Source organism: Holdemanella porci, assembly GCF_009696075.1.
GTDB classification, from domain to species: domain Bacteria; phylum Bacillota_I; class Bacilli_A; order Erysipelotrichales; family Erysipelotrichaceae; genus Holdemanella; species Holdemanella porci.
In genome coordinates this window covers 16087-36505 of record NZ_VUMR01000003.1, presented here as the reverse complement: position 1 = coordinate 36505, position 20419 = coordinate 16087, and the positions used below count along the sequence as shown (strand labels likewise).

Sequence of the window (20419 nt, the reverse complement as noted above, 5' to 3'; positions counted from 1 at the left end):
TTATTGATTCGCTATTTTCTTTTTTGACTTCTTATATACTCTATAATCTGTTCTTCTGTATTTTCAGAAACTGTAGCTACAAAATAAGAAGGATTCCATAGATGTCCACCCCATAACTTGGATCTTAGATCATCCCCAAACTCTTTCATCAAGAGTCTGGCCGATACACCCTTCATAGCTTTTATAATATTTGGAATGTAATGCTGCGGCGTACAATTGATCAGCATACGGATATGATCTTCCTCTATATTCATTTCCAGAATTTGAAAACCATTATCCTTTGAAATCTGAGTCAGCAGCTCTTTTAATTTTGTTGAAACCTTTCCGTTCAAGACATCACGACGATACTTTACACACCATACGATATGATACTGTATAGAATAGACATATCCTCTACCCTTAATAACTTCTATATGTTTTTCCTCATCAATATTATAACATATGTATATACTTAAAATAATATATTTATCATTTATTTTTAATTTATTTATCTAACATCTGCACATCTAATGCATCTCATGACTAAAGTCACGAGTGTTCTTAGATTGCACTATAAAATAGGTAAAACTATGATAAAATAAGATACAGATAAACATATAGAAAGGATTTTACGAATGGCATATCAAGCGTTATATAGAAAATATAGACCAACGAATTTTGATGAAGTTGTTGGACAAACACATATAATTCAGACATTAAAAAATGCGATTGTTCAAAATCGTATTGCTCATGCTTATTTATTTTGTGGTCCTAGAGGAACAGGAAAAACTTCAATCGCAAAAATATTTGCGAAGACATTAAATTGTACAAATAGTCAAGATGCTCCTTGTGGAGTTTGTGAGAACTGTAAAATGGCTGCGAATGGAAGTCATCCAGATATCATTGAAATTGATGCCGCCAGCAACAATGGTGTAGATGAAGTAAGAAATTTGATTGATAAAGTGAAGTATGCTCCAATGCAGGGAAAATATAAAATTTATATTATTGATGAAGTTCATATGATGACATCTGGAGCATTCAATGCATTGTTAAAAACAATCGAGGAACCGCCTGCTCATGTAATTTTTATTTTTGCAACTACAGAACCGAATAAAGTTTTGCCAACTATTATTTCTCGCTGTCAAAGATTTGACTTTAATAAAGTAAGTATGCATGACATTAAATATAGATTATCTGTTGTTTGTAAAAACGAAGGAATTGAAATTGATGAGAATGGATTAACGTTAATTGCTCAATTAGCTGATGGAGGAATGCGAGACGCTTTATCCATATTGGATCAATGTGTTGCATACTGTTCATCTCATATTGATGCGAATGATATTCGTAAAATTTATGGTGTCGTAACATCTGAAGATATTGGAAAATTATTTTATTCAGTATATAAAAAAGATGTAGATAGTTTTGTGAAAGATATTCAGAAATATTCAGATATGGGAATGGATATTAAGCGATTGACAGCAGACTTTATTCATATGTTGAAGGACAGTCTGATTTTAGATTATTCGGAAAATTCAACTCTAGTTTCGGATATGAACAAAGATATGATTCGGAAATATTTCAAATTAGCACCTATTAATTTCAGAATTAAGTGTATGGAAGAATTAATGGATACATATAATAAATATACATATGCATCTAACGCACTAGATTACTTAGAAGCCTCTTTATTAAAGATTTCAAGTTATTCATATGAATCGAAAACACATATTATTGATTCAGATTATAATGATTTTAAAGAGATAGAGGAAGAAGAAAACTATGAAACATCATATGACGATACTTCTGATAACTCAGATATAATTGAGAAAAACATTCAAAAAGATGATAATAATGGGGTTTTAGAAAAATTTGAAATTTCTGATGTTTCACGTGAAACATTAAAACAGTCAGAAAACACAAATAATAAAATCATATTAAACGATGAATTTGTCATTCAATTGTTAGTTGGAGCTACAAAGATGGAAAGAAGTATTGATACGAATAAGTTCAATAATATAGGACAATTCATATCAAGTTTAGAATTTGGAAAATATGCGGCTACATTGAGAAACAGTAGTATTATGGCTAGTGGATCTAATTATATTGTCGTATGTGTATCTAATGAAATCTTTGCGAAACAAATAAATGAATTTGAACTGAATTATGGATATGAAGATTTTATGGAAGTGTTATTAGGAAAAGCAAAGAAAGTATTCGCATTAGATAAGACACAACAATCTCGTGTAAAGGATGAGTTTAAAGAAAGAATGATTAGTGGTAATCTTCCAGAACCATATCAAGTTCGTTTAAAAAGAAAAGACAAAGAATCTGAAAATAATATGAGCATTGAAGATCATATGAAAAGTTTGTTTCCTAATATAGAAATAAAAGAAGATTAGAAGGTGAAGCATGTATCCAAAAACATTTGATGATTTAATATATGAATTTCAGAAATTACCAGGAGTAGGTGCTAAAACGGCAGAGAGATATGCATTTACTGTTTTAGGTTGGTCCGATGAAGAAATATCTGAATTAGCAGAAACGCTAGTAAATTTAAAAAAGAAAGTAAAGAAGTGTACGCGATGTGGTAATTTAACAGAAGATGAGCTTTGTGAGTTTTGTAAGAATTCTAATAGGAATCAGAATATCATATGCGTGGTACAAAATCCGAAAGATATATCAGTAATAGAGTCTATGCAGCAATATAATGGTGTATATCATGTGCTAGATGGATTGATCAACACTCAAAAAGGAGTATTACCTGATCAATTGAATATAATGACTCTTTTAAATAGAGTGAATGAAAGAACAGAAGAAGTTATATTGGCTCTAGATCCTACAGTAGAAGGAGAAACAACTGCTTTATATATATCTAAATTATTAGAAGGGAAGTGTAGGGTAAGCAGACTTGCCCATGGTATTCCTGTAGGTAGTCATTTAGACTATACAGACGCCATGACGTTGTTAAAAGCGTTTGAAGGACGTAAAAGTTCTTAAATATGCTTAATCGTATGAAGTATGTATGATTTTTCATACGATTTTTTATGTTTATAGGAAAAGAAGTGCAAAATTCATATCGAATGCATTATTCATATGAACAGAATAGTATTTTATATAGTAAATTTTATAACGCAACATAATAGTACTTTAAATAAAGATCATTCACATAATTATTACATGGAGAGAAAGAAACTGGACAAACATACTTCTGAGCGTTCATATGAAATGATTATGATTTTTCATATCAAATTATTATAATATCACTTTCATGTGAAAATAAGAAAAACAAAAAATGTAAAATATGAATTTAAATATGAATTAAAAATATGTATGAAGATGTTCATATGAATGTAAAATGATGTGTACATTAATCATATGAAATAATTCATTGAATATTTTAAATTATATGAACTAAAATTTTTCATATGAATGGAATAATTAAATTCATGTGATATAGATATGAAAATATAAAATATGAAATCGTATGTGATTTTTATAAATAAGTATATATGAAGGTTCATGTGAGAAATATATGAAAAATTAAATAGTATTTTAAAAAGTAATAAATAATATAGGAAATTCATATATAGGTATGGCATTCTTGACAAAACTATGATAGACTTATCGTGACTCGTTAGGTTATTATTATGAATTTCATAGGAAGGGGACGTGAATATGCCTGAAGAAGCATCAGCAATTGATGTATATTATGATATGGATATTGCGCAGATATGCCAACATTTCAATAAATCAAGAAATACAGTAGATAAAGCAATTGCAAAATTGGTAAAAGATAATCCAGATAAAGATTGGAAATACAAAAATCCGGCCACTCGCCGTATTACAATTAAGGCTGAAGGTGTTGAAAGATTATCTACTTATTTTAGAAAAGAAAAACATGAATTATCTACAGTTGAAATGGAACTTCGATTTGAAAACGAAAAGCTTAAAGCCATTATAGAAGAAAAAGAGAAGGCACAAGCCCAGATTGAACAATTATATCAAGAAAAGCTTAAATTAGAAATCGAAAAAAGTAAACAAACTTTCCTATTAGAAACGCAAACAAAAGATGAGAAAATTTCTGAATTAGAATCTGAAAATCAGAAATTAAAAGAAGTAGAAGAACTTTATAATAAAAATAAAGAAGAAATTGAAAATTATAAGAAAAAAGAAGAAGAATATAATTCTAAATCCTTCTTCTATCGTTTAACACATAAATTTTAATCATTTAATGCTCTAGCAATTTTGCTAGGGCAATTTTTTACCCATTTTAAGCCATACTTTTCTAATATAGAATTAAAAAAATGGATTCCATCATGATCGGATGTGTATTCATACTCAATTTCATAATCTGTATGATTTTTATAATGTGTCTTATCTAAACATAATTCTCCGTTTTCAAATGCATATACATTTCTTAATGTAGTAAAACTAGCTGTCGGATGTAAATTTTTAGGAATTTGATAATGTTTGAACCAATTTAATATTTCTGGGTCTTCAATCTCATTAATATTTTCTGCAGATATTTCTTTTTCGAATTCATAGTGTGTGTATTCATCTTTTCTGATTTTTAAAGTGAATATTTTTTTATCTTGAATTGTTCGAATCCGGACTGCACCACGTTGTTTTTTTACATCTTGATTCTCTGTATCAAAGTATGTATTTGTCTGTGTTATTGGATTATGAAAATCATATGAATGGAGTAATTCATTATAAACTCCTTCATTAATCAATAATTTCAATTCTCTTTCAATATTATCGTACATTCATATCACCCATAAATATGTTACAATAGATTTAACAAAAGAGGAAGTGATTTGATGCGTTTCAGTATAGTAGACAGAGGAGACGATAACTCAAAAAGAGTTGCAGAAACTCTAAAGAAAAAATGTATAGATATTGGATGGGAATATAATGATGAAAAATCTGAAGTTATTTTTTCTGTTGGAGGAGATGGTACTTTATTAAGAGCAATTCACACTTATATAGATAGATTGGATGAAATTCAATTCGTTGCGATACATACAGGTAATTTAGGCTTTTTTACCGATTATACACAAGATGAAGTGGATCATTTGGTTTATGATTTAAAACATAATCAGCCAAAAATTGAAGAGTTTAATTTACTTCAAATGGACCTTCCTCAAGTCAATGAAACATTATACGCATTAAATGAAGTTCGTATTGAGAGTTTAGCTAAAACATTGGTTCTTGATATTTCGATAGATGATGAATTTTTTGAAAGTAGTCAAGGCTCAGGTATTTGTGTGAGTACACAATCTGGTTCTACTGCTGTGAATAGAGCACTTAAAGGTGCGGTTGTGGATCCAGGTTTAAAAGTTTTACAGCTTTGTGAAATCATGCCTATCTCACATAAGAACCATCATTCTTTAAAAAATCCATACATTATGAATGATACGCGAAAAATAGGAGTTAGAGGAGATACGCTTGCCTATGCACATGTATGTTATGATCACTTAGAAAGAGATTTAGATTCAATTTCTGAAATAATTATTCATTCGAGCACAAAAAAAGTACGATTCGCTAGATACCGTACTTATTCATATTTGACTCGACTTAAGAATTTATATTAATTAACTTACGTCTTATTGAACGATTCAAACGAATCGTTCTTTTTGTTGACGGTGAAATGTTTAAAATAATTGCGAATGAAATGAAGTAAGAAAGAATACTACTTCCTCCATAAGAAATCAACGGTAATGTGATACCAGTGATTGGAAGTAATCCAACAATCATCCCTGTATTTTGTAGTTGTTGATATAGCAGCATTGCGATAATACCGATTACAACAAAACGATCTTTTTTATTTTTGGTTGCGTAAGCTATTTTACATAAATAAATATCTAATAATAAACATAATAACAAGATAAATGTTGTTCCAATAAAGCCGAAGCATTGTCCGAAAGCAGCAAAGATAAAATCGGTATGTGCTTCTGGAATAGAGACGATATTTGCCTGTAAACCATATCCAGTTAATCCGGCACTACCTAATGACAATAACGCAGTATATAACTGGTTCGAACTACCTCGAATGTTACTTTCTGGTTCTAACCAAGCATCAATTCTCTGTAGTTTGTATGAAGATATAAATGAAGCAAGAATATTAGGGTATTCGAAATATAAGAATAAGAAGGTTCCAACGACAATAACTATAAAGGCGAAAATACCAATAATATACTCTTTGCGTATACCACTACAACAGACTAAAATGAAAATATTGAATACGATTATAATACAAACACCAGTATCTGGTTGCGTCATAATCAAAAATAATGGGGGGAATAATATTTTTGCGATTTCCCACAACAACATCAAGTCATCTTTATGTGTTGGATTTGGATGTGCATTTTGATGATCAACAATAATTTGTGAGACTAAAACAATTAAAACAATTTTAATAAATTCACTTGGCTGAAAACTACCAATTAAAGGCAGTTGAAACCATGAAATAGCACCATTAACTTCACTGGCAAAAGGAAGTGTGATACCCACTAAATTAAATAATAAGCGTGAGAAAAATAAATAAATAAGACATAGCATTAAAATTTTATAAGCCATATCCATATATGAATATATTTTTTTGTTTTGAAGAATTGAAAGGAAAAACATTGCGACAAATCCTACAATAAACCAAAATAACTGACGATATAAGTAGGAAATTCCGCTTCCAAATTTTATCAGGTTAAAAGAATTGTATAGTGCAAAACAACTTGTCATACCAAAAAGGATAAGAATTAGAATCAAACCAATATCAATTTGGATGGATTTGTTTTTCCATTGAATTGTTTGTTTCATTAACAAAACCTCCTTATTCAGTATTTTTAATTATAACATAATTATCTCGAATTTTTGGTATAATAGTCATGTTAGGATGATGATTTATGGCAGAAAAAAAATATACACCAATGATGCAGCATTACTTGAAAATGAAAGAAGAAAATCCAGAATCGATTTTGTTTTACCGCTTAGGAGATTTTTATGAAATGTTTTTTGAAGATGCAAAATTGGTTTCTCAAGAATTAGATTTAGTATTAACAGGAAGAAGTGCTGGCGTTGAAGAAAAGGTACCTATGTGTGGTATCCCTTTTCATGCTGCAAATTCATATATTCAAAGATTAGTCAAAAAAGGGTATAAAGTGGCTATTTGCGAACAATTGGAAGATCCGTCTAGCGCAAAAGGATTGGTGGACCGAGGAATTATTAAAATAATTACACCTGGAACTTATATGGATGCAACAATGGATGCTAAGTCAACAAATTATATGGCATCTTGTGATGTTTCAAGTTTTGAAATTACAGTCATATATTGTGAATTAAGTACAGGGGAATTAAAGTATCAAACGCTACAAAGATCTTTGGTGGCGCTACAAAAGGCTCTTTTGGAACAAAATGTAAGTGAGCTTGTTTGTCCGATGACAATGGATAAAAAATGGATGGCTGCCCTAGAAGAGATGGATACAATGCTCATTTCAAAGCATAAAAAGGCAAATATTGATCCTGAGGATCTACCTTTATTAAATGGAATTGAATCCGAATCTTTGAAAGAAGCATTTGCACTTTTAATGGCCTATTTAAAAGATACACAAAAACAACGGATCGATCATTTTTTACCCATAGAATCTATGGACAAAGATAAAGTGCTTGTTATGGATTATGAAACAAAGAATCATTTGGAGTTGGTTTCAAGTCAATCTTCGAATGCCAAGGCAGAAAGTCTATGGTCTTTTATGGATAAGTGTCAAAGTGCAATGGGATCAAGAATGTTAAAACGATGGATTGAATATCCGTTGATTGATGCAGAAAAGATTGCGAAAAGACAAGTGGCGGTCAAAGATTTAAAAGAAAACTTTATGTTAAGAGAAAATCTAAAAGAACATTTAGTGTATGTATATGATATGGAAAGACTTGCGAGTCGTATGGCTTATGGGAATGCAAGTCCTAGAGATGTACTTCAACTTGTAGCAACATTAGAACACGCAAAGCCTATTTTAGATTTAGCGTCTTCGTTGAATTCATATCCAGAATTTAATGATGTGCCAGACTGCCAAGAATTATACAATGAAATAAAAAATGCGATTATAGAAAATCCACCATTAACACTAAAAGAAGGTGGAGTCTTTAATGATGGATACAATCAAGAATTGGATGAAGTTCGAAAAATAGCAAAACAAGGAAAAGACTTTATTCTGGAATTAGAAGCGAAAGAACGTGAAAGAACAGGGGTTAAATCATTAAAAGTAGGATATAACCGTGTATTTGGATATTATATTGAAGTTCGAAATGGAAATTTAGATAATATTAAAGAAGAATTTGGGTATCACCCGAAACAAACACTTGCAAATGCGACACGATTCATTACACAAGAGTTAAAAGAAAAAGAAGAACAAATTCTACATGCACAAGAGACAAAGGTAAAACTAGAACAAAGTTTGTTTAATGATTTATTGATGCGAATCAAAAGAGATCTATTTGATTTGCATGCATGTGCACAAGCATTATCTACAATTGATGTCCTTGTATCTTTGGCAATTCTTGCCAGTGAAAAAGGATATGTATGTCCAGTTTTCCATCCAGGTTACAATGTTAATGTGGTAGAGGGTAAGCACCCAATTTTGGATGATCGTATGAAAAAGAAGAGATATGTTTCAAATGATTGGAAAATGTCAGAAGAAGAACATATACAATTGATTACTGGACCAAACATGGGTGGTAAATCTACATATATGCGACAAAATGCCTTACTTGTAGTTATGGCACAAATGGGAAGTTTTATTCCAGCTAAAACAGCACAACTTCCAATTTTTGATCGAATCTTTACAAGAATCGGCGCATCGGATGATATATTGACAGGAAAAAGTACATTTATGGTGGAAATGATGGAAGCCAATACAGCTTTACGTTATGCTACAAAACATTCCTTGATTTTATTTGATGAAATTGGTCGTGGAACTGCAACTTATGATGGTATGGCTCTAGCTCAAGCAATGCTTGAATATATTGATGAAGCAATCGGAGCAAAAACATTATTTTCGACGCACTATCATGAATTAACGGAATTGGCGGAAGAACATCAATCTATGCGCAATGTACATGTTGATGTTCGTGAAGAAAAAAATGAGATTGAATTTAGATATCGTGTTATTGAAGGAAAGGCTGATAAATCTTATGGTATCAATGTTGCTAAACTCGCACATTTACCAAAAGTGGTTTTAGACAGAGCTTCACAACTTTTATTGAATTTTGAAAATCAAGATAACAATCAAAATTATCAACCAAGTTTATTTGTGATGGATCAAGTTCAACCAGAAAAGTCACAACTTTTACAACAACTACAAGAATTAGATATCGACTCAATGACTCCTAGAGATGCTATGGATTGTCTTTATGAGTTAAAAAAACTAAGTGAAAAAATCGAATCATAAATATGAAATTCATATGAATAGAGGTGTGAAGTATGGCTAAGATACATGTATTGAGTGAACATTTGACAAATATGATTGCGGCTGGTGAAGTCGTAGAAAGACCGGCTGGAATTGTAAAGGAATGCGTTGAAAACAGTATTGATGCAGGTGCTACAGTCATAGAAGTTGAAGTATACCAAGGTGGTATTGAACGAATTGTGATCACAGATGATGGCTGTGGAATGGATCATGAAGATGCACATTTAGCTTTTATGCGACATGCTACAAGTAAAATGCATTCAGAAGAAGAATTATTCAATATTCAAACTATGGGATTTAGAGGGGAAGCTTTACCAAGTATTGCTTCTGTTGCCCAAGTTGAATTGCAGACAAGCAATGGTGAAGAAGGAACTTTATTAAGATATAACTATGGAAGTCTAGATGTTGATGAAACTTGTAATTGTCCACGAGGAACAAAATTAGATGTTTCTGGATTATTTGTTAAAACACCCGCAAGATTTAAACATTTAAAGAGCATTTCTTATGAATTTTCTGTAATTGCCGATTTAATGAATAAAATGGCATTATCCCATCCACAGATTCGATTTCAACTTTCTCATGAAGGAAGAGTTGTATTTCAAACAAGTGGCAATGGAAATATCCAAGAAATTCTATACCAAATGTATGGTAAAGAAGTAGCGCAGAATGCAATTCCATTTGAAGGAAACAATGAAGATTTTCATATTCATGGATATGCAATCCAGCCCAAAATCAATCGGGCCACAAAATATTTTATGTTTTTAACTTTAAATACAAGGTTGATTCGCAGTGTCGCAATCCAAAAAGCAATTCTAGATGCATATAGTGATTATATGCCGCCGAATCGTTTTCCAATCGTTGTTTTACAAATGGATTCAGATACACAATTGGTTGACGTAAACGTACACCCTAATAAATGGGAGGTTCGTTTGTCAAAACAAGGCGAAATGCTAGATTTAATCAAGACAACAATTCAAGATGCTTTAAATGCTTCTTTAAAAACAGTAGCTGTTAGTAAAACTGAAAAGAAGAGTGTTGCATTTGAACAGCCAGAAATACAATATTCATATCCTGTTAAGCAACAGCCAAAAGAGAATAAATCGATTGAACAAAGTTTTAAAAATTATAATCCAGTAGTTATCAAAGAAAAAAAGGAGCAGATACAGATATATGAAGAAAAACCAGCTCCTGAAATAAAAATACAGGAAGAACCGATTTCATATCCAATTCCTAAAGAAGATAAGAATGATAAAGGTCCAGAATTCTTTTTGCACCTTCAAGTATTAGCTCAATTGCATGATTCCTATATCTTATGTAGTAATGAAGAAGGTTTGGTTATCGTGGATCAGCATGCTGCTCAGGAAAGATATCATTATGAGCAGTTAAACGAAAAATTATTGGTTCAATGTACAAACAAACAACCGCTTATGGTTCCTATTCAATTGGACGTCTCAAGTAATGTATTGGCTCAATATATGACCATTAATGAAAAAACTGCATTCTTTGGAATTGAATTTGAACCATTTGGAACGGATCAATTGATTCTTCGTGAAATTCCATTATGGTTTCATGATGTGGACCAAAAACAATTCTTACAAGATTTATTAGATTATTTTGTGGAAAATCAAGACGTAGATATGGCAAAACTTAGAAAACATATGATTGCGACTATGGCATGCCATAGTTCAATTCGTTTTAATCGACCATTATCTATGCAGGAAATGGAGCAAGTTATTTTAGATTTACAAAAGTGTAAACAACCATATCACTGTCCTCATGGAAGACCTACAGTCATTATGATGAGCGATGGAGAGTTGAGAAAGGAATTTGAACGTGGATAGACAAAAAGTTTTAGCAATCGTAGGACCAACTGGAATTGGAAAAACAAGCCTTTCTGTATGGTTAGCCAAACAATTGGATGGAGAAATTATTTCCTGCGATAGTATGCAAGTATATAAAAAAATGGATATTGGCACGGCCAAAGTAACACAAGAAGAAATGCAAGGCATACATCATGAATTGATTGATGTTCAAAATTATAATGAACCTTACAATGTAAAGGTTTTTCAAGAAAAATGTCGTACAGCTATCGAAGATGTTGTAAAAAGAGGAAAGTTTCCTATTTTATGCGGAGGAACAGGACTTTATTTAAAAGCAGCATTATATGACTATGAATTTCAAGAAGAAAATGAAGATATCGCCTATACAACTTTTTTGAATTCGAAAACGAATGAAGAATTGGTTGCAATGTTAAAAGAAAAAGATGAAAAAGCTCTAGAAAAAATTCATCCAAACAATCGCAAGCGATTGATTCGTGCTCTACAAATTTGTCATAGTGGTACTTCAAAATCAGAACAAGAAGACAAACAACAGCATATTCCATTATATGATGTGTATTTTTTAGGTTTAGATGTGAATCGAGAAATTTTACATGATCGAATCAATAAAAGAGTAGATATTATGTTCGAGAATGGTTTGGTCAAAGAAGTAGAAGAATTATTCTCAAATCCAAAAACATGGAAATATACAAGTTTTCAAGGTATTGGATATAAAGAGTTTAAAGATTATTTCTTAAAAGAAAAGAGTATCGATGAAGTAAAGACAGCTATAAAAACACATTCTAGACAATATGCGAAAAGACAATATACATGGTTTAAGAATCAGATGCCTGTACATTGGTTTGAAGCACAGAATAGAGATGAAATATATAGTGCAGTAAAGGAATGGTTGATGGATGAAGACAAATGAGAGAAGTGAATTGTTGCTGGGAAAAGAAGCATTAGAAACGCTAAATGATAAGACAGTCCTTGTTGTTGGAGTTGGAGGAGTCGGTTCTTTTTGCGTAGAGGCCTTAGTAAGAACAGGAATAGGTCATTTAATTCTTATAGACAAAGACTGTGTGGAACCAAGTAACATCAATCGACAATTAGTAGCAACTTTAGATACAGTAGATCAAATTAAGGTCAATGTATTGAAAGAAAGAATTAGTACACTAAATCCTAATTGTATTGTAGATACATATGCATATTTTTATGATCAAACAAAAGATGATGAAATTTTTTCGCAACCCATTGATTTTGTCGTAGACTGTATTGATTCCATTCAGAGTAAAAAAGATTTGATGCAAGCATGTATTGAGCGAAATATACCGTTTTTATCAAGTATGGGAATGGCTAGACGTAAAGATCCTACAAAATTAGTAGTTACAGAGGTAGAAAAAACAAGTTATGATCCAATGGCTAAACAGATTCGTCAGTGGAAAAGAAAAAATCGTATACGCAATAAAATCTGGGTGGTAGCATCTTTAGAACAACCGATTCCAGTAGAGTCAGGACAACCATTGCCTAGTGCTATTTTTGTACCAGCAAGTGCCGGATTGGTACTTGCCAGTGAATGTGTACAAAGATTGATTGAGTCATAAAGAGGTAATAATTATATGAAGGATGTATTTATTGTAAATCCCAAATCAGGGAAAAACAGTCAATATGAATTAATACAAGAAATCAAAGAGCATTTTCAAGGAAAACGTATTATCATTGAAAAAACAAAAGGCCCTGAACATGCGACGTTTATCGCAAAAAAGTATGCTCTATCCAATGAACCTGTACATTTGTATGTGTGTGGCGGAGATGGTACTTTGCATGAAGTTATTAATGGATGTGCCGAAAAAGAAAATGTGACTATTTCTGTGATTCCAATTGGAACGGGGAATGATTTTGTGAAATATTTCGAAGGTTTAAAACGTGAAGACTTTTTAAATCTGGCAAATTATTCAGATCCAGAATATATGGACTGTGATTTGATTAAAGTGAATGGAGAATATTCAATAAATACAGTTTCTTTTGGATTTGACGTGGAGGTTGCACGTCAGGTAAATGCACTAAAAAAGAATATAAAGACAGAAGGAATTATACCCTATGTTTTATCAACATTGATAAGTTTAAGAAAACCAATAGGTCAAGACTATCAAATTCAGATTGATACTAAAAAATTACCAAAAGGGAAATATGGATTCCTTGTGTTTGCGAATGGAAAATACTATGGTGGAGGATTTAAACCGTGTCCAGAAGCCAATATTGATGATGGCTGGATAGATGTTTGTTTGATTTCAGATGTAAAGAGACATCAAATAGTTCGATTGGCAAAGAAATATCAAGAAGGAAATCACCTTCAATATAAAGATTTAGTTATGATGTATCAAGCTAAAACAGTTCATTTAGATACAGAAAATGAAATGATTTATGCGAATATGGATGGAGAAGTAAAAGGATTTAAAAATCCAACAATAGAAATTGTAGAGAAAGCGATTCGACTTGCTCTTCCTAGAATATCGTGAGTATGATACAATATTCAAAAATATAGGGAGTGTGAAAAATGGACTCGGATTTATGGATACAAATCCTTGAATTAGTTATTTTATTAGCTTTATCAGGCTTCTTTTCTTCAGCTGAAACAGCAATGGTTTCAGTTAGTAAGATTCGCTTGAGAACTTTAGAAGATGAAGGAAATAAAAAAGCATCATTAGCTTTAAGAATATTAGAAAATCAATCAAAAATGCTAAGCGCTATATTGATTGGTAATAACTTAGTGAATACTTCAGCTGCAAGTATTGCCTCATTGATTGCTTATTCCTTTGGTGGAGCAGCCGTTAGTATTGCTACTTTTATCATTACTTTTTTAATTTTGGTTTTTGGAGAAATTACACCTAAAACATGGGCAACAGTGAATGCAGATCAACTCGCAATTACGTATGCTCCGATTATTTCACTTTTGATGAAAGTTTTAACACCGATTATTTGGTTTGTGAATTTATTTAGTTCAGGTATTTTAAAATTAATGGGCATACGAAATCCAAATCAAAATATATCTATGACTGAAAGTGAGTTGCGTACAATTGTAGACGTTTCTCACGAAGAAGGTGTCATCGAAGAAGATGAAAAAGATATGATCAATAAAGTGTTTGATTTAGGGGATGCCAAAGCTAAAGATGTTATGGTACCTCGTGTACATGTTGTAATGGCAGAAGTGGATAGTACATATAAAGACTTATTGGAAATATTTAGAGAAGAAAAGTTTACGCGTATTCCTATCTATCAAGATAAAATTGATAATATTATTGGTATCGTCAATATGAAAGACTTGTTGATGTATGATGATTTTTCACATTTTGATATGCAAAAGATTCTTCGTAAACCAAAGTTCACATATGAAAATAAAAAAGTATCAGAATTATTGATTGAAATGAAACAATCCACATTTAATCTTGCGATAGTCATGGATGAATATGGAGAATTTTCAGGCATCGTTACGCTAGAAGATATCATTGAAGAAATCGTCGGCGATGTTCAGGATGAATACGATGCACACGAAGAAGAAAATATTGTAAAATTAAATAATCAAACATATGATGTCAAAGGATATTTAAGTTTACATGATTTAAACGATTATTTAGATTTAGATTTAGATAGTGAAGACTTTGATTCAGTCGGAGGTTTAGTAATCGATGTACTTGGTCGTTTACCACAGACAAATGATGAAACGACTTTACCAAATGGAATTCGCATTAAAGTCTTGAAAGTAGAAAAAAATCGTATAGAATCTGTACGATTGATTTTACCAGATACATTAACACAAAAGGATGTTTAACTACATGTACGTAGTAAACATCCTTTATTTATTTTCAGTAATATATTTGTTGAAAGCCTTCGCAATAGCCTGGGCAACCTTCTTTTGATTTGTTGAATTTTCAAGCTTTTGTATTTCCTTGGTATTCGTACTAAAACCAGCTTCAAATAATATGGCTGGAATTTTTTGCTCATCAACCACATGTAGAGGATAAAATTCAGTTGTAAGAGTACCACGATCATGTGTCCAATCTAAAACAGATAAGTTTTTACATATATATTCTGTGATCTGTTCACTTGCTTTGTCGTCTTGACGAATATAAGAAACATATCCAGAACAAGTAGGATCTTCATTTGAATTGATATGGAATGAGAAGAAATAATCGGCTTTTTCTTTTTTTGCCATCTCAACTCTCGCTTTTAAATCCTCTGATTCATCTTCTGGCCACGTTACTTTATCGCTTGTACGAGTATAGACAACTTTGATTTCTGGATTTATTTTTTTTAGTTGTTTACCTGTTTCTAAAGCTAAAGCCAAAGTTAAATCTTTTTCGGTAGTACCATCTTCTGCAACGGTTCCCCCATCATAACCACCATGTCCAGCATCAATCATGACAGTCGCAATCGTTTCGTAATGTTTATTGCCTGTTTTTGCCTTTGAATCTGAATTAGAAGTTGAGTGATTGGATAATAAAATTACGAAAATTCCTATAATCAAACATATACATGCCAAAACAATAAGTAGGTTTTGTGGTTTCAATTTTCTTTTCTTTGAATTTTGCATGGAATTAGTATAGCACTGTTTAAAAAATTATTCAAAAATTGCGTGTCCAATTCGAACTGTATTCGAACCATGCTTAACTGCTAACTTATAATCTTGAGACATACCCATGGATAAAGTGTCTATATCTGGATATTGCTCTTTTAGCTCTAAATAAAGGGTATGCATCTGTTCAAATTCAGATTCTACTAATGCTTGATCCTCTGTTTTTGAAGCAACACACATAATTCCTTTAATTTGAATATGTTTAAATTCTTGCAATTGAGAAATAAAGTTTTTAGCACCCTTAAAAGGATATCCCGTTTTGTTTGGATCTTCCGAAATTTTTAGTTCTACCAATACCTTTTGAATAATGCCATGTTTATTCGCCTGTTTTTCAATTTCTTCAGCAAGTTTCAATGAATCCAAGCTTTCAATCACATCAACCTTTCCAACAATATACTTTACTTTGTTTGTCTGTAGATGCCCAATAATGTGCCAAGTATATTTTGGATCATACTTATCTATAAATTCCTGTACACGATTTTCTCCAAAAGTAGTTAGACCCATTTTTGCGACTTCATCAATTTCTTCCTTTGTACGCGTTTTAGATACAGCCACTACATTAAAATCTTGTGCTTTTAGTTCTTCAATCAACTCTTTATTCATATTAAAAACAGTCCTTTCAATATCAATCTAATTATAATCAAAGAAAAAAAAGAAGCAACATTTGCTTCTAGTTAAATAGCTTTCCAAACAACCATTTTATAGTTGGTCCACAATAACAAATTTGTCAAAAGAAAGCCATTGGAAAATTAAATAAAATAGTCATAAACCAAACTGGAATAATTTGGACACCTGGTGTTTTGAATAGAATGGTCGCAATCAAACACATGATTGGACACATATTACAAATAATGTAGAAAGAAATCGCAAGTGTGATAAAGAAAAGACGATCCTTCGGTGTTACAACTTTAAAGGCAAAGTGATGTGCTAGTTTATCAACAAAGAAATATTCTAAAATAAAAGCAATCGGCCACATGATAACCAATTCATGAAAGGCTAACAAAAAGACTTGATTAGACATTCCACCCATATTAAGTGCGATGTTGTAAAAAATCATGGCATAAACCATTAAAAAAGACATGAATAAAGTGAATACAATATTTTCGAATTTTGTTTTTGGCATATATTTTCTCCTCCTAAATGACTTTTTGTGTTGTCAATCAAAGACATTTCCAATATGTACCAAAAAGCGAACGCTAGTAAGAATATCATAATTTTTTTGCTTTTGTAATAAAAAATCAGTAAGAATCACTCTTATTGATAAATAGGGAAAGTCAATATAATAGTAAATAAATCATTTGTTTCGTCTTGATAGAAAGTTCCACGATGGATTTCTATCATTTTTTTGACACTCTTTAAACCAATTCCATTACTTTCGACTTTATCCAAATGATGATTGATTGAATTCGTAAAACTCATTTTAAATTGATCTTCTTCAATCGTTGTTTGAATCACAATATCTTTCCAAGGATCACAATATTTTTGAATATTTGAGAATATATTGTTTAGTATTCTTTGCATCATCGCAAAATTCGCATCCATAGATAGTGAAGTTTGTAAAGGTTCATATAAAATATGAAGATCCATTTCTCTTAAATACTGAATATGATCAACCAATGTATCCATGACTTTTTGAACAGGAATACTCGATAAATCCGAATTATATTCTGTTGAAAAGACAAGAGAATACTCAAACATTTTATTGGAAAGATACGTGATTTCTTCAACCTTATCTAAACATTTTTGAAGATATTGATCACGAAATTTAATATTATCCCTTTTTAAATTCATGATTTCAAGGTACCCCTTTAATGTTGTTAGTGGAGTTCTTAAATCATGGGATAAAGAAGAAATTAATTCTTTATTCGCAACACGAGCCTGTTGTTCATTGTCCATTGTTTGTAGAAAGGCAATACGCATTTGATTCAAATCCTGAGCTAAACGTCCAATCTCATCTTTATCACTAACTGTAATTTCATGATTCCAATCACCAATCGCTAAAGTAAACACATCTTCCTGTAAATTTTGAATGGACTGAATTCGTTTACGGATAAAGCTTTGTAGGATAATCAAATAGAAAGAGAAGGAAACCAAAAGGGAAAGAATAATATAAGGAATTTGGAATGGAATCATTGGAAAAGAAGTGATATATAAATAAACGGATTGGTTTTTAAAATGTATTGGGTAATCATAGTACAATGGGGCTTCCAAGACATCTAAATCATCAAAACTATATAAAAACAATAAATTATTGTTGCTTAAAGGAGATGTGTCCGTAAAATAGATTCCATCCTGATCATATAATTCCACATACGCATGATTGAGTGCATTTTCTTTAAATATATGATTGATGACTTTTTTGTTTTCTTTCGTTAAATCAAAATTTTGGAGTTGTTTTTCTAATTTTTTAACATAAGAAGAATAATCTTCCGATAGATAAAAAGTATCCATTAAAAACTCAAAGACAGCACTGCGATTTAAATATAGAAATGAAAAAGAAGTTAATACCAACAATGTTGCACAAAGAAAAGAGAACATCATACGACTGGATAAGGAATAGAAGACGTTTTTCTTTGAACGGAGTGGTTTAAGATTTTTTAAAAGTAAATAAAAAAGAATGGTTATAATAAGACTTAAAATACAGTCGAAAATACGATAAGAATGATAATAATTTATGAAAGATGGATACCACTCAATACAACTCATTTTACTTGAACTCTTTATAAAAACATTATACTTTTGTGTATTTTTTAAAGGAGCACGGCCACAAAACGCAAGTATAGAATCGATGACTTCATCATCTGGTTTATTTGATTTTGTTTTATATAAAATGACTTGATAACTTCCCTTTTTTAATAATTGATTTAAATCTTTACGAATTTGAGTGTGGTTCATAAAATCCACTTGTTCTTGTTCATCTAAATAAGCCTTCGCCTCTTTGACTTCGTCTTTAGATAAAGTATCCGAATACTTATAATGAGTATTTAAATAATCGTATACGACAAATCTTTGAGAATATATTGCGAAAAAACACAATAAAAAAACAAGAAGGGAAAGATACAGTCTCGTTATTTTTTTATTCAAAACGATACCCCTTTCCCCAAATTGTTTTTATGTATACTGGATTGGCGGGATCCTTCTCGATTTTCTTTCTAAGATTACGAATATGAACCATGATTGTATTATTTGCTGAATAATAATACGGCTCATTCCATGCTTTTTCATACAATTGTTCAGCTGAAAAAATTTGTTTAGGATTCTTCATCAACGTACTCAAAATATTAAATTCAATATCCGTTAATTCAACTTCCTTTCCATTGACCTCTGCATTTTGTTGGGCATAACGCAAAGTAAGACCATCCATACTTAAATCCTTTTCTGTATCAAGTAATAATTCTTCTTTTTTTCCTTTATAAACTTGATAACGACGAAGTAAGGCTTTGACTCTTGCCGTTAATTCACTATACGAAAAAGGCTTTGCCAAATAGTCATCGGCACCACTTGAAAAACCAAGCGTCTTATCCGAATCTAATCCTTTGGCTGTTAAAAATAAGATAGGGACATTGCTTGTTTCACGAAGCTTTAAACAAGTCTGGTAACCATTCATATTCGGCATCATAATATCAAGAACAATTAAATCGATGGAAGGATCAAACAATTGAAGGACCTCATTTCCATCTTTGGCTCCAATCACTTCATAGCCTTCGCCAGTTAATAAAATTCTTAATATTTCACGGATTTCTGCATTGTCATCCGCCACTAAAATACGCGTTTGCATGTTCACATCCCTTTCTTTTATTATATTTTACCCCAATTACTATAGGGTTTCCAATTTTCATAAGGCAACATATGATGTAAATGATCCATCACTTTCGATTGAGAAGAATACAATTGAATGATATCCAATTTCTTATCATAATTTTTCTTGGATAAACTTTTTTCATTCTCCAATTCAACCTTGTTTTTCTTTGATGTATACTTACCAAAATATATAAGCTGATCTGCCTTATCTTCCTTTTCTAAAATCATAGTAACATACTTAGATACCTTTTTATGATGTATATGTCCATATTCTCCATTTGGATTATGCGTTACAATTTTGTCCCAATCCTTAGAATCGATTTCTTTTTTTATCTCTCTTTGAATATCCTTTTTACAAGACTTCCAGTTATCACGCTTACCCTTTGTTTTATCAGGAAAAGATAAAATAATTCCTTTAGAATGTGTCTTCTCCATTACCTTCATAAATTCTTTTTTTCTTTTTTTATTGTTTCCATTCGTAATACATAAAACCGTGTAATTTCCATTGATTAAATGAGATCCACCCCAAATTGTTTCATCATCCGGATGGGCCACAATCATTAAAGATGCAGGCTCTTGGGCATGAATTACGGATGTATTTAGACAAAGCATTAAACTTAAGATGCATAATAGTAACTTTTTCATTTTCATCACCAAAAAAATTCTATCAAACATTTCTTAACACTCTACTTATGCATTTCTTAAATCTTCTTAATATATTTAGGAAA

General features: G+C 31.2%; 19 protein-coding genes. 10 read left to right on the top strand and 9 right to left on the bottom strand.

Annotated features, from left to right (window positions below):
* Nucleotides 1-11: 11 nt before the first annotated feature.
* Nucleotides 12-413: an IS200/IS605 family transposase gene (tnpA, locus tag FYJ55_RS01145; protein ID WP_326831829.1), complete on the bottom strand. Its 402-nt coding sequence runs from the start codon at nt 411-413 to the stop codon at nt 12-14.
* 201 nt (nt 414-614) lie between these two features.
* Here tnpA and dnaX point away from each other — a divergent pair, with 201 nt between their 5' ends.
* From dnaX to FYJ55_RS01130, 3 genes are all read left to right on the top strand, one after another.
* Entirely contained in the window at nt 615-2378 is a 1764-nt protein-coding gene (gene dnaX / locus FYJ55_RS01140; protein ID WP_154555279.1) for a DNA polymerase III subunit gamma/tau, read from the top strand.
* Nucleotides 2379-2388: 10 nt separating this feature from the next.
* Complete coding sequence (gene recR / locus FYJ55_RS01135; RefSeq protein ID WP_117925506.1) at nt 2389-2976, top strand: recombination mediator RecR; 588 nt, start codon at nt 2389-2391, stop codon at nt 2974-2976.
* Between the two features lie 678 nt (nt 2977-3654).
* The gene (locus tag FYJ55_RS01130) at nt 3655-4203 is read left to right on the top strand and encodes a hypothetical protein (protein WP_117571061.1); all 549 of its coding nucleotides are present in this window, start codon (nt 3655-3657) and stop codon (nt 4201-4203) included.
* On the opposite strand, the gene FYJ55_RS01125 is transcribed toward FYJ55_RS01130, so the two are convergent.
* Nucleotides 4200-4745 (bottom strand): CYTH domain-containing protein, encoded by a 546-nt coding sequence (locus tag FYJ55_RS01125; protein WP_154555278.1) that lies wholly within the window; start codon nt 4743-4745, stop codon nt 4200-4202. The genes FYJ55_RS01130 and FYJ55_RS01125 overlap by 4 nt on opposite strands.
* A gap of 54 nt (nt 4746-4799) precedes the next feature.
* Between FYJ55_RS01125 and FYJ55_RS01120 the strand changes: the two genes are divergently transcribed.
* Nucleotides 4800-5573 carry an NAD kinase gene (locus FYJ55_RS01120; RefSeq protein WP_154555277.1) on the top strand — a complete coding sequence of 258 codons (774 nt, stop codon included), beginning with the start codon at nt 4800-4802 and terminating at the stop codon, nt 5571-5573.
* On the opposite strand, the gene FYJ55_RS01115 is transcribed toward FYJ55_RS01120, so the two are convergent.
* The gene (locus FYJ55_RS01115) at nt 5557-6795 is read right to left on the bottom strand and encodes an FtsW/RodA/SpoVE family cell cycle protein (protein ID WP_154555276.1); all 1239 of its coding nucleotides are present in this window, start codon (nt 6793-6795) and stop codon (nt 5557-5559) included. The two genes, FYJ55_RS01120 and FYJ55_RS01115, sit on opposite strands and share 17 nt — an antisense overlap.
* A gap of 86 nt (nt 6796-6881) precedes the next feature.
* Here FYJ55_RS01115 and mutS point away from each other — a divergent pair, with 86 nt between their 5' ends.
* The 6 genes from mutS to FYJ55_RS01085 are packed head-to-tail and all read left to right on the top strand — an operon-like array spanning nt 6882 to nt 15086.
* Nucleotides 6882-9422: a DNA mismatch repair protein MutS gene (gene mutS, locus FYJ55_RS01110; protein WP_154555275.1), complete on the top strand. Its 2541-nt coding sequence runs from the start codon at nt 6882-6884 to the stop codon at nt 9420-9422.
* A 32-nt stretch (nt 9423-9454) separates the two neighbouring features.
* Entirely contained in the window at nt 9455-11281 is a 1827-nt protein-coding gene (mutL, locus tag FYJ55_RS01105; protein WP_154555274.1) for a DNA mismatch repair endonuclease MutL, read from the top strand.
* Entirely contained in the window at nt 11274-12188 is a 915-nt protein-coding gene (gene miaA / locus FYJ55_RS01100; protein WP_270499427.1) for a tRNA (adenosine(37)-N6)-dimethylallyltransferase MiaA, read from the top strand. Before mutL ends, miaA begins: the two co-directional genes overlap by 8 nt.
* Nucleotides 12175-12861, top strand: a complete 687-nt coding sequence (locus FYJ55_RS01095; protein WP_154555272.1) for a tRNA threonylcarbamoyladenosine dehydratase — start codon at nt 12175-12177, stop codon at nt 12859-12861. Before miaA ends, FYJ55_RS01095 begins: the two co-directional genes overlap by 14 nt.
* Nucleotides 12862-12876: 15 nt before the next feature.
* Nucleotides 12877-13776 carry a diacylglycerol/lipid kinase family protein gene (locus FYJ55_RS01090; RefSeq protein ID WP_154555271.1) on the top strand — a complete coding sequence of 300 codons (900 nt, stop codon included), beginning with the start codon at nt 12877-12879 and terminating at the stop codon, nt 13774-13776.
* Nucleotides 13777-13814: 38 nt separating this feature from the next.
* Nucleotides 13815-15086 carry an HlyC/CorC family transporter gene (locus FYJ55_RS01085; protein WP_154555270.1) on the top strand — a complete coding sequence of 424 codons (1272 nt, stop codon included), beginning with the start codon at nt 13815-13817 and terminating at the stop codon, nt 15084-15086.
* A 24-nt stretch (nt 15087-15110) separates the two neighbouring features.
* On the opposite strand, the gene FYJ55_RS01080 is transcribed toward FYJ55_RS01085, so the two are convergent.
* From FYJ55_RS01080 to FYJ55_RS01055, 6 genes are all read right to left on the bottom strand, one after another.
* A complete protein-coding gene (locus FYJ55_RS01080; RefSeq protein ID WP_195836629.1) occupies nt 15111-15782 on the bottom strand; it encodes an N-acetylmuramoyl-L-alanine amidase family protein in 672 nt (223 codons plus the stop codon).
* A 93-nt stretch (nt 15783-15875) separates the two neighbouring features.
* Complete coding sequence (locus FYJ55_RS01075) at nt 15876-16493, bottom strand: YggS family pyridoxal phosphate-dependent enzyme (protein WP_154555268.1); 618 nt, start codon at nt 16491-16493, stop codon at nt 15876-15878.
* A gap of 124 nt (nt 16494-16617) precedes the next feature.
* A complete protein-coding gene (locus tag FYJ55_RS01070) occupies nt 16618-17013 on the bottom strand; it encodes a DUF2798 domain-containing protein (protein ID WP_154555267.1) in 396 nt (131 codons plus the stop codon).
* A 131-nt stretch (nt 17014-17144) separates the two neighbouring features.
* Nucleotides 17145-18974, bottom strand: a complete 1830-nt coding sequence (locus FYJ55_RS01065) for a histidine kinase dimerization/phospho-acceptor domain-containing protein (protein ID WP_154555266.1) — start codon at nt 18972-18974, stop codon at nt 17145-17147.
* Nucleotides 18967-19668, bottom strand: coding sequence for a response regulator transcription factor (locus tag FYJ55_RS01060; protein ID WP_154555265.1), 702 nt, complete (start codon nt 19666-19668; stop codon nt 18967-18969). The genes FYJ55_RS01065 and FYJ55_RS01060 overlap by 8 nt, the downstream gene beginning before the upstream one ends.
* Before the next feature lie 20 nt (nt 19669-19688).
* Nucleotides 19689-20336 carry a PIG-L family deacetylase gene (locus FYJ55_RS01055; RefSeq protein WP_229771020.1) on the bottom strand — a complete coding sequence of 216 codons (648 nt, stop codon included), beginning with the start codon at nt 20334-20336 and terminating at the stop codon, nt 19689-19691.
* Nucleotides 20337-20419 lie beyond the last annotated feature (83 nt).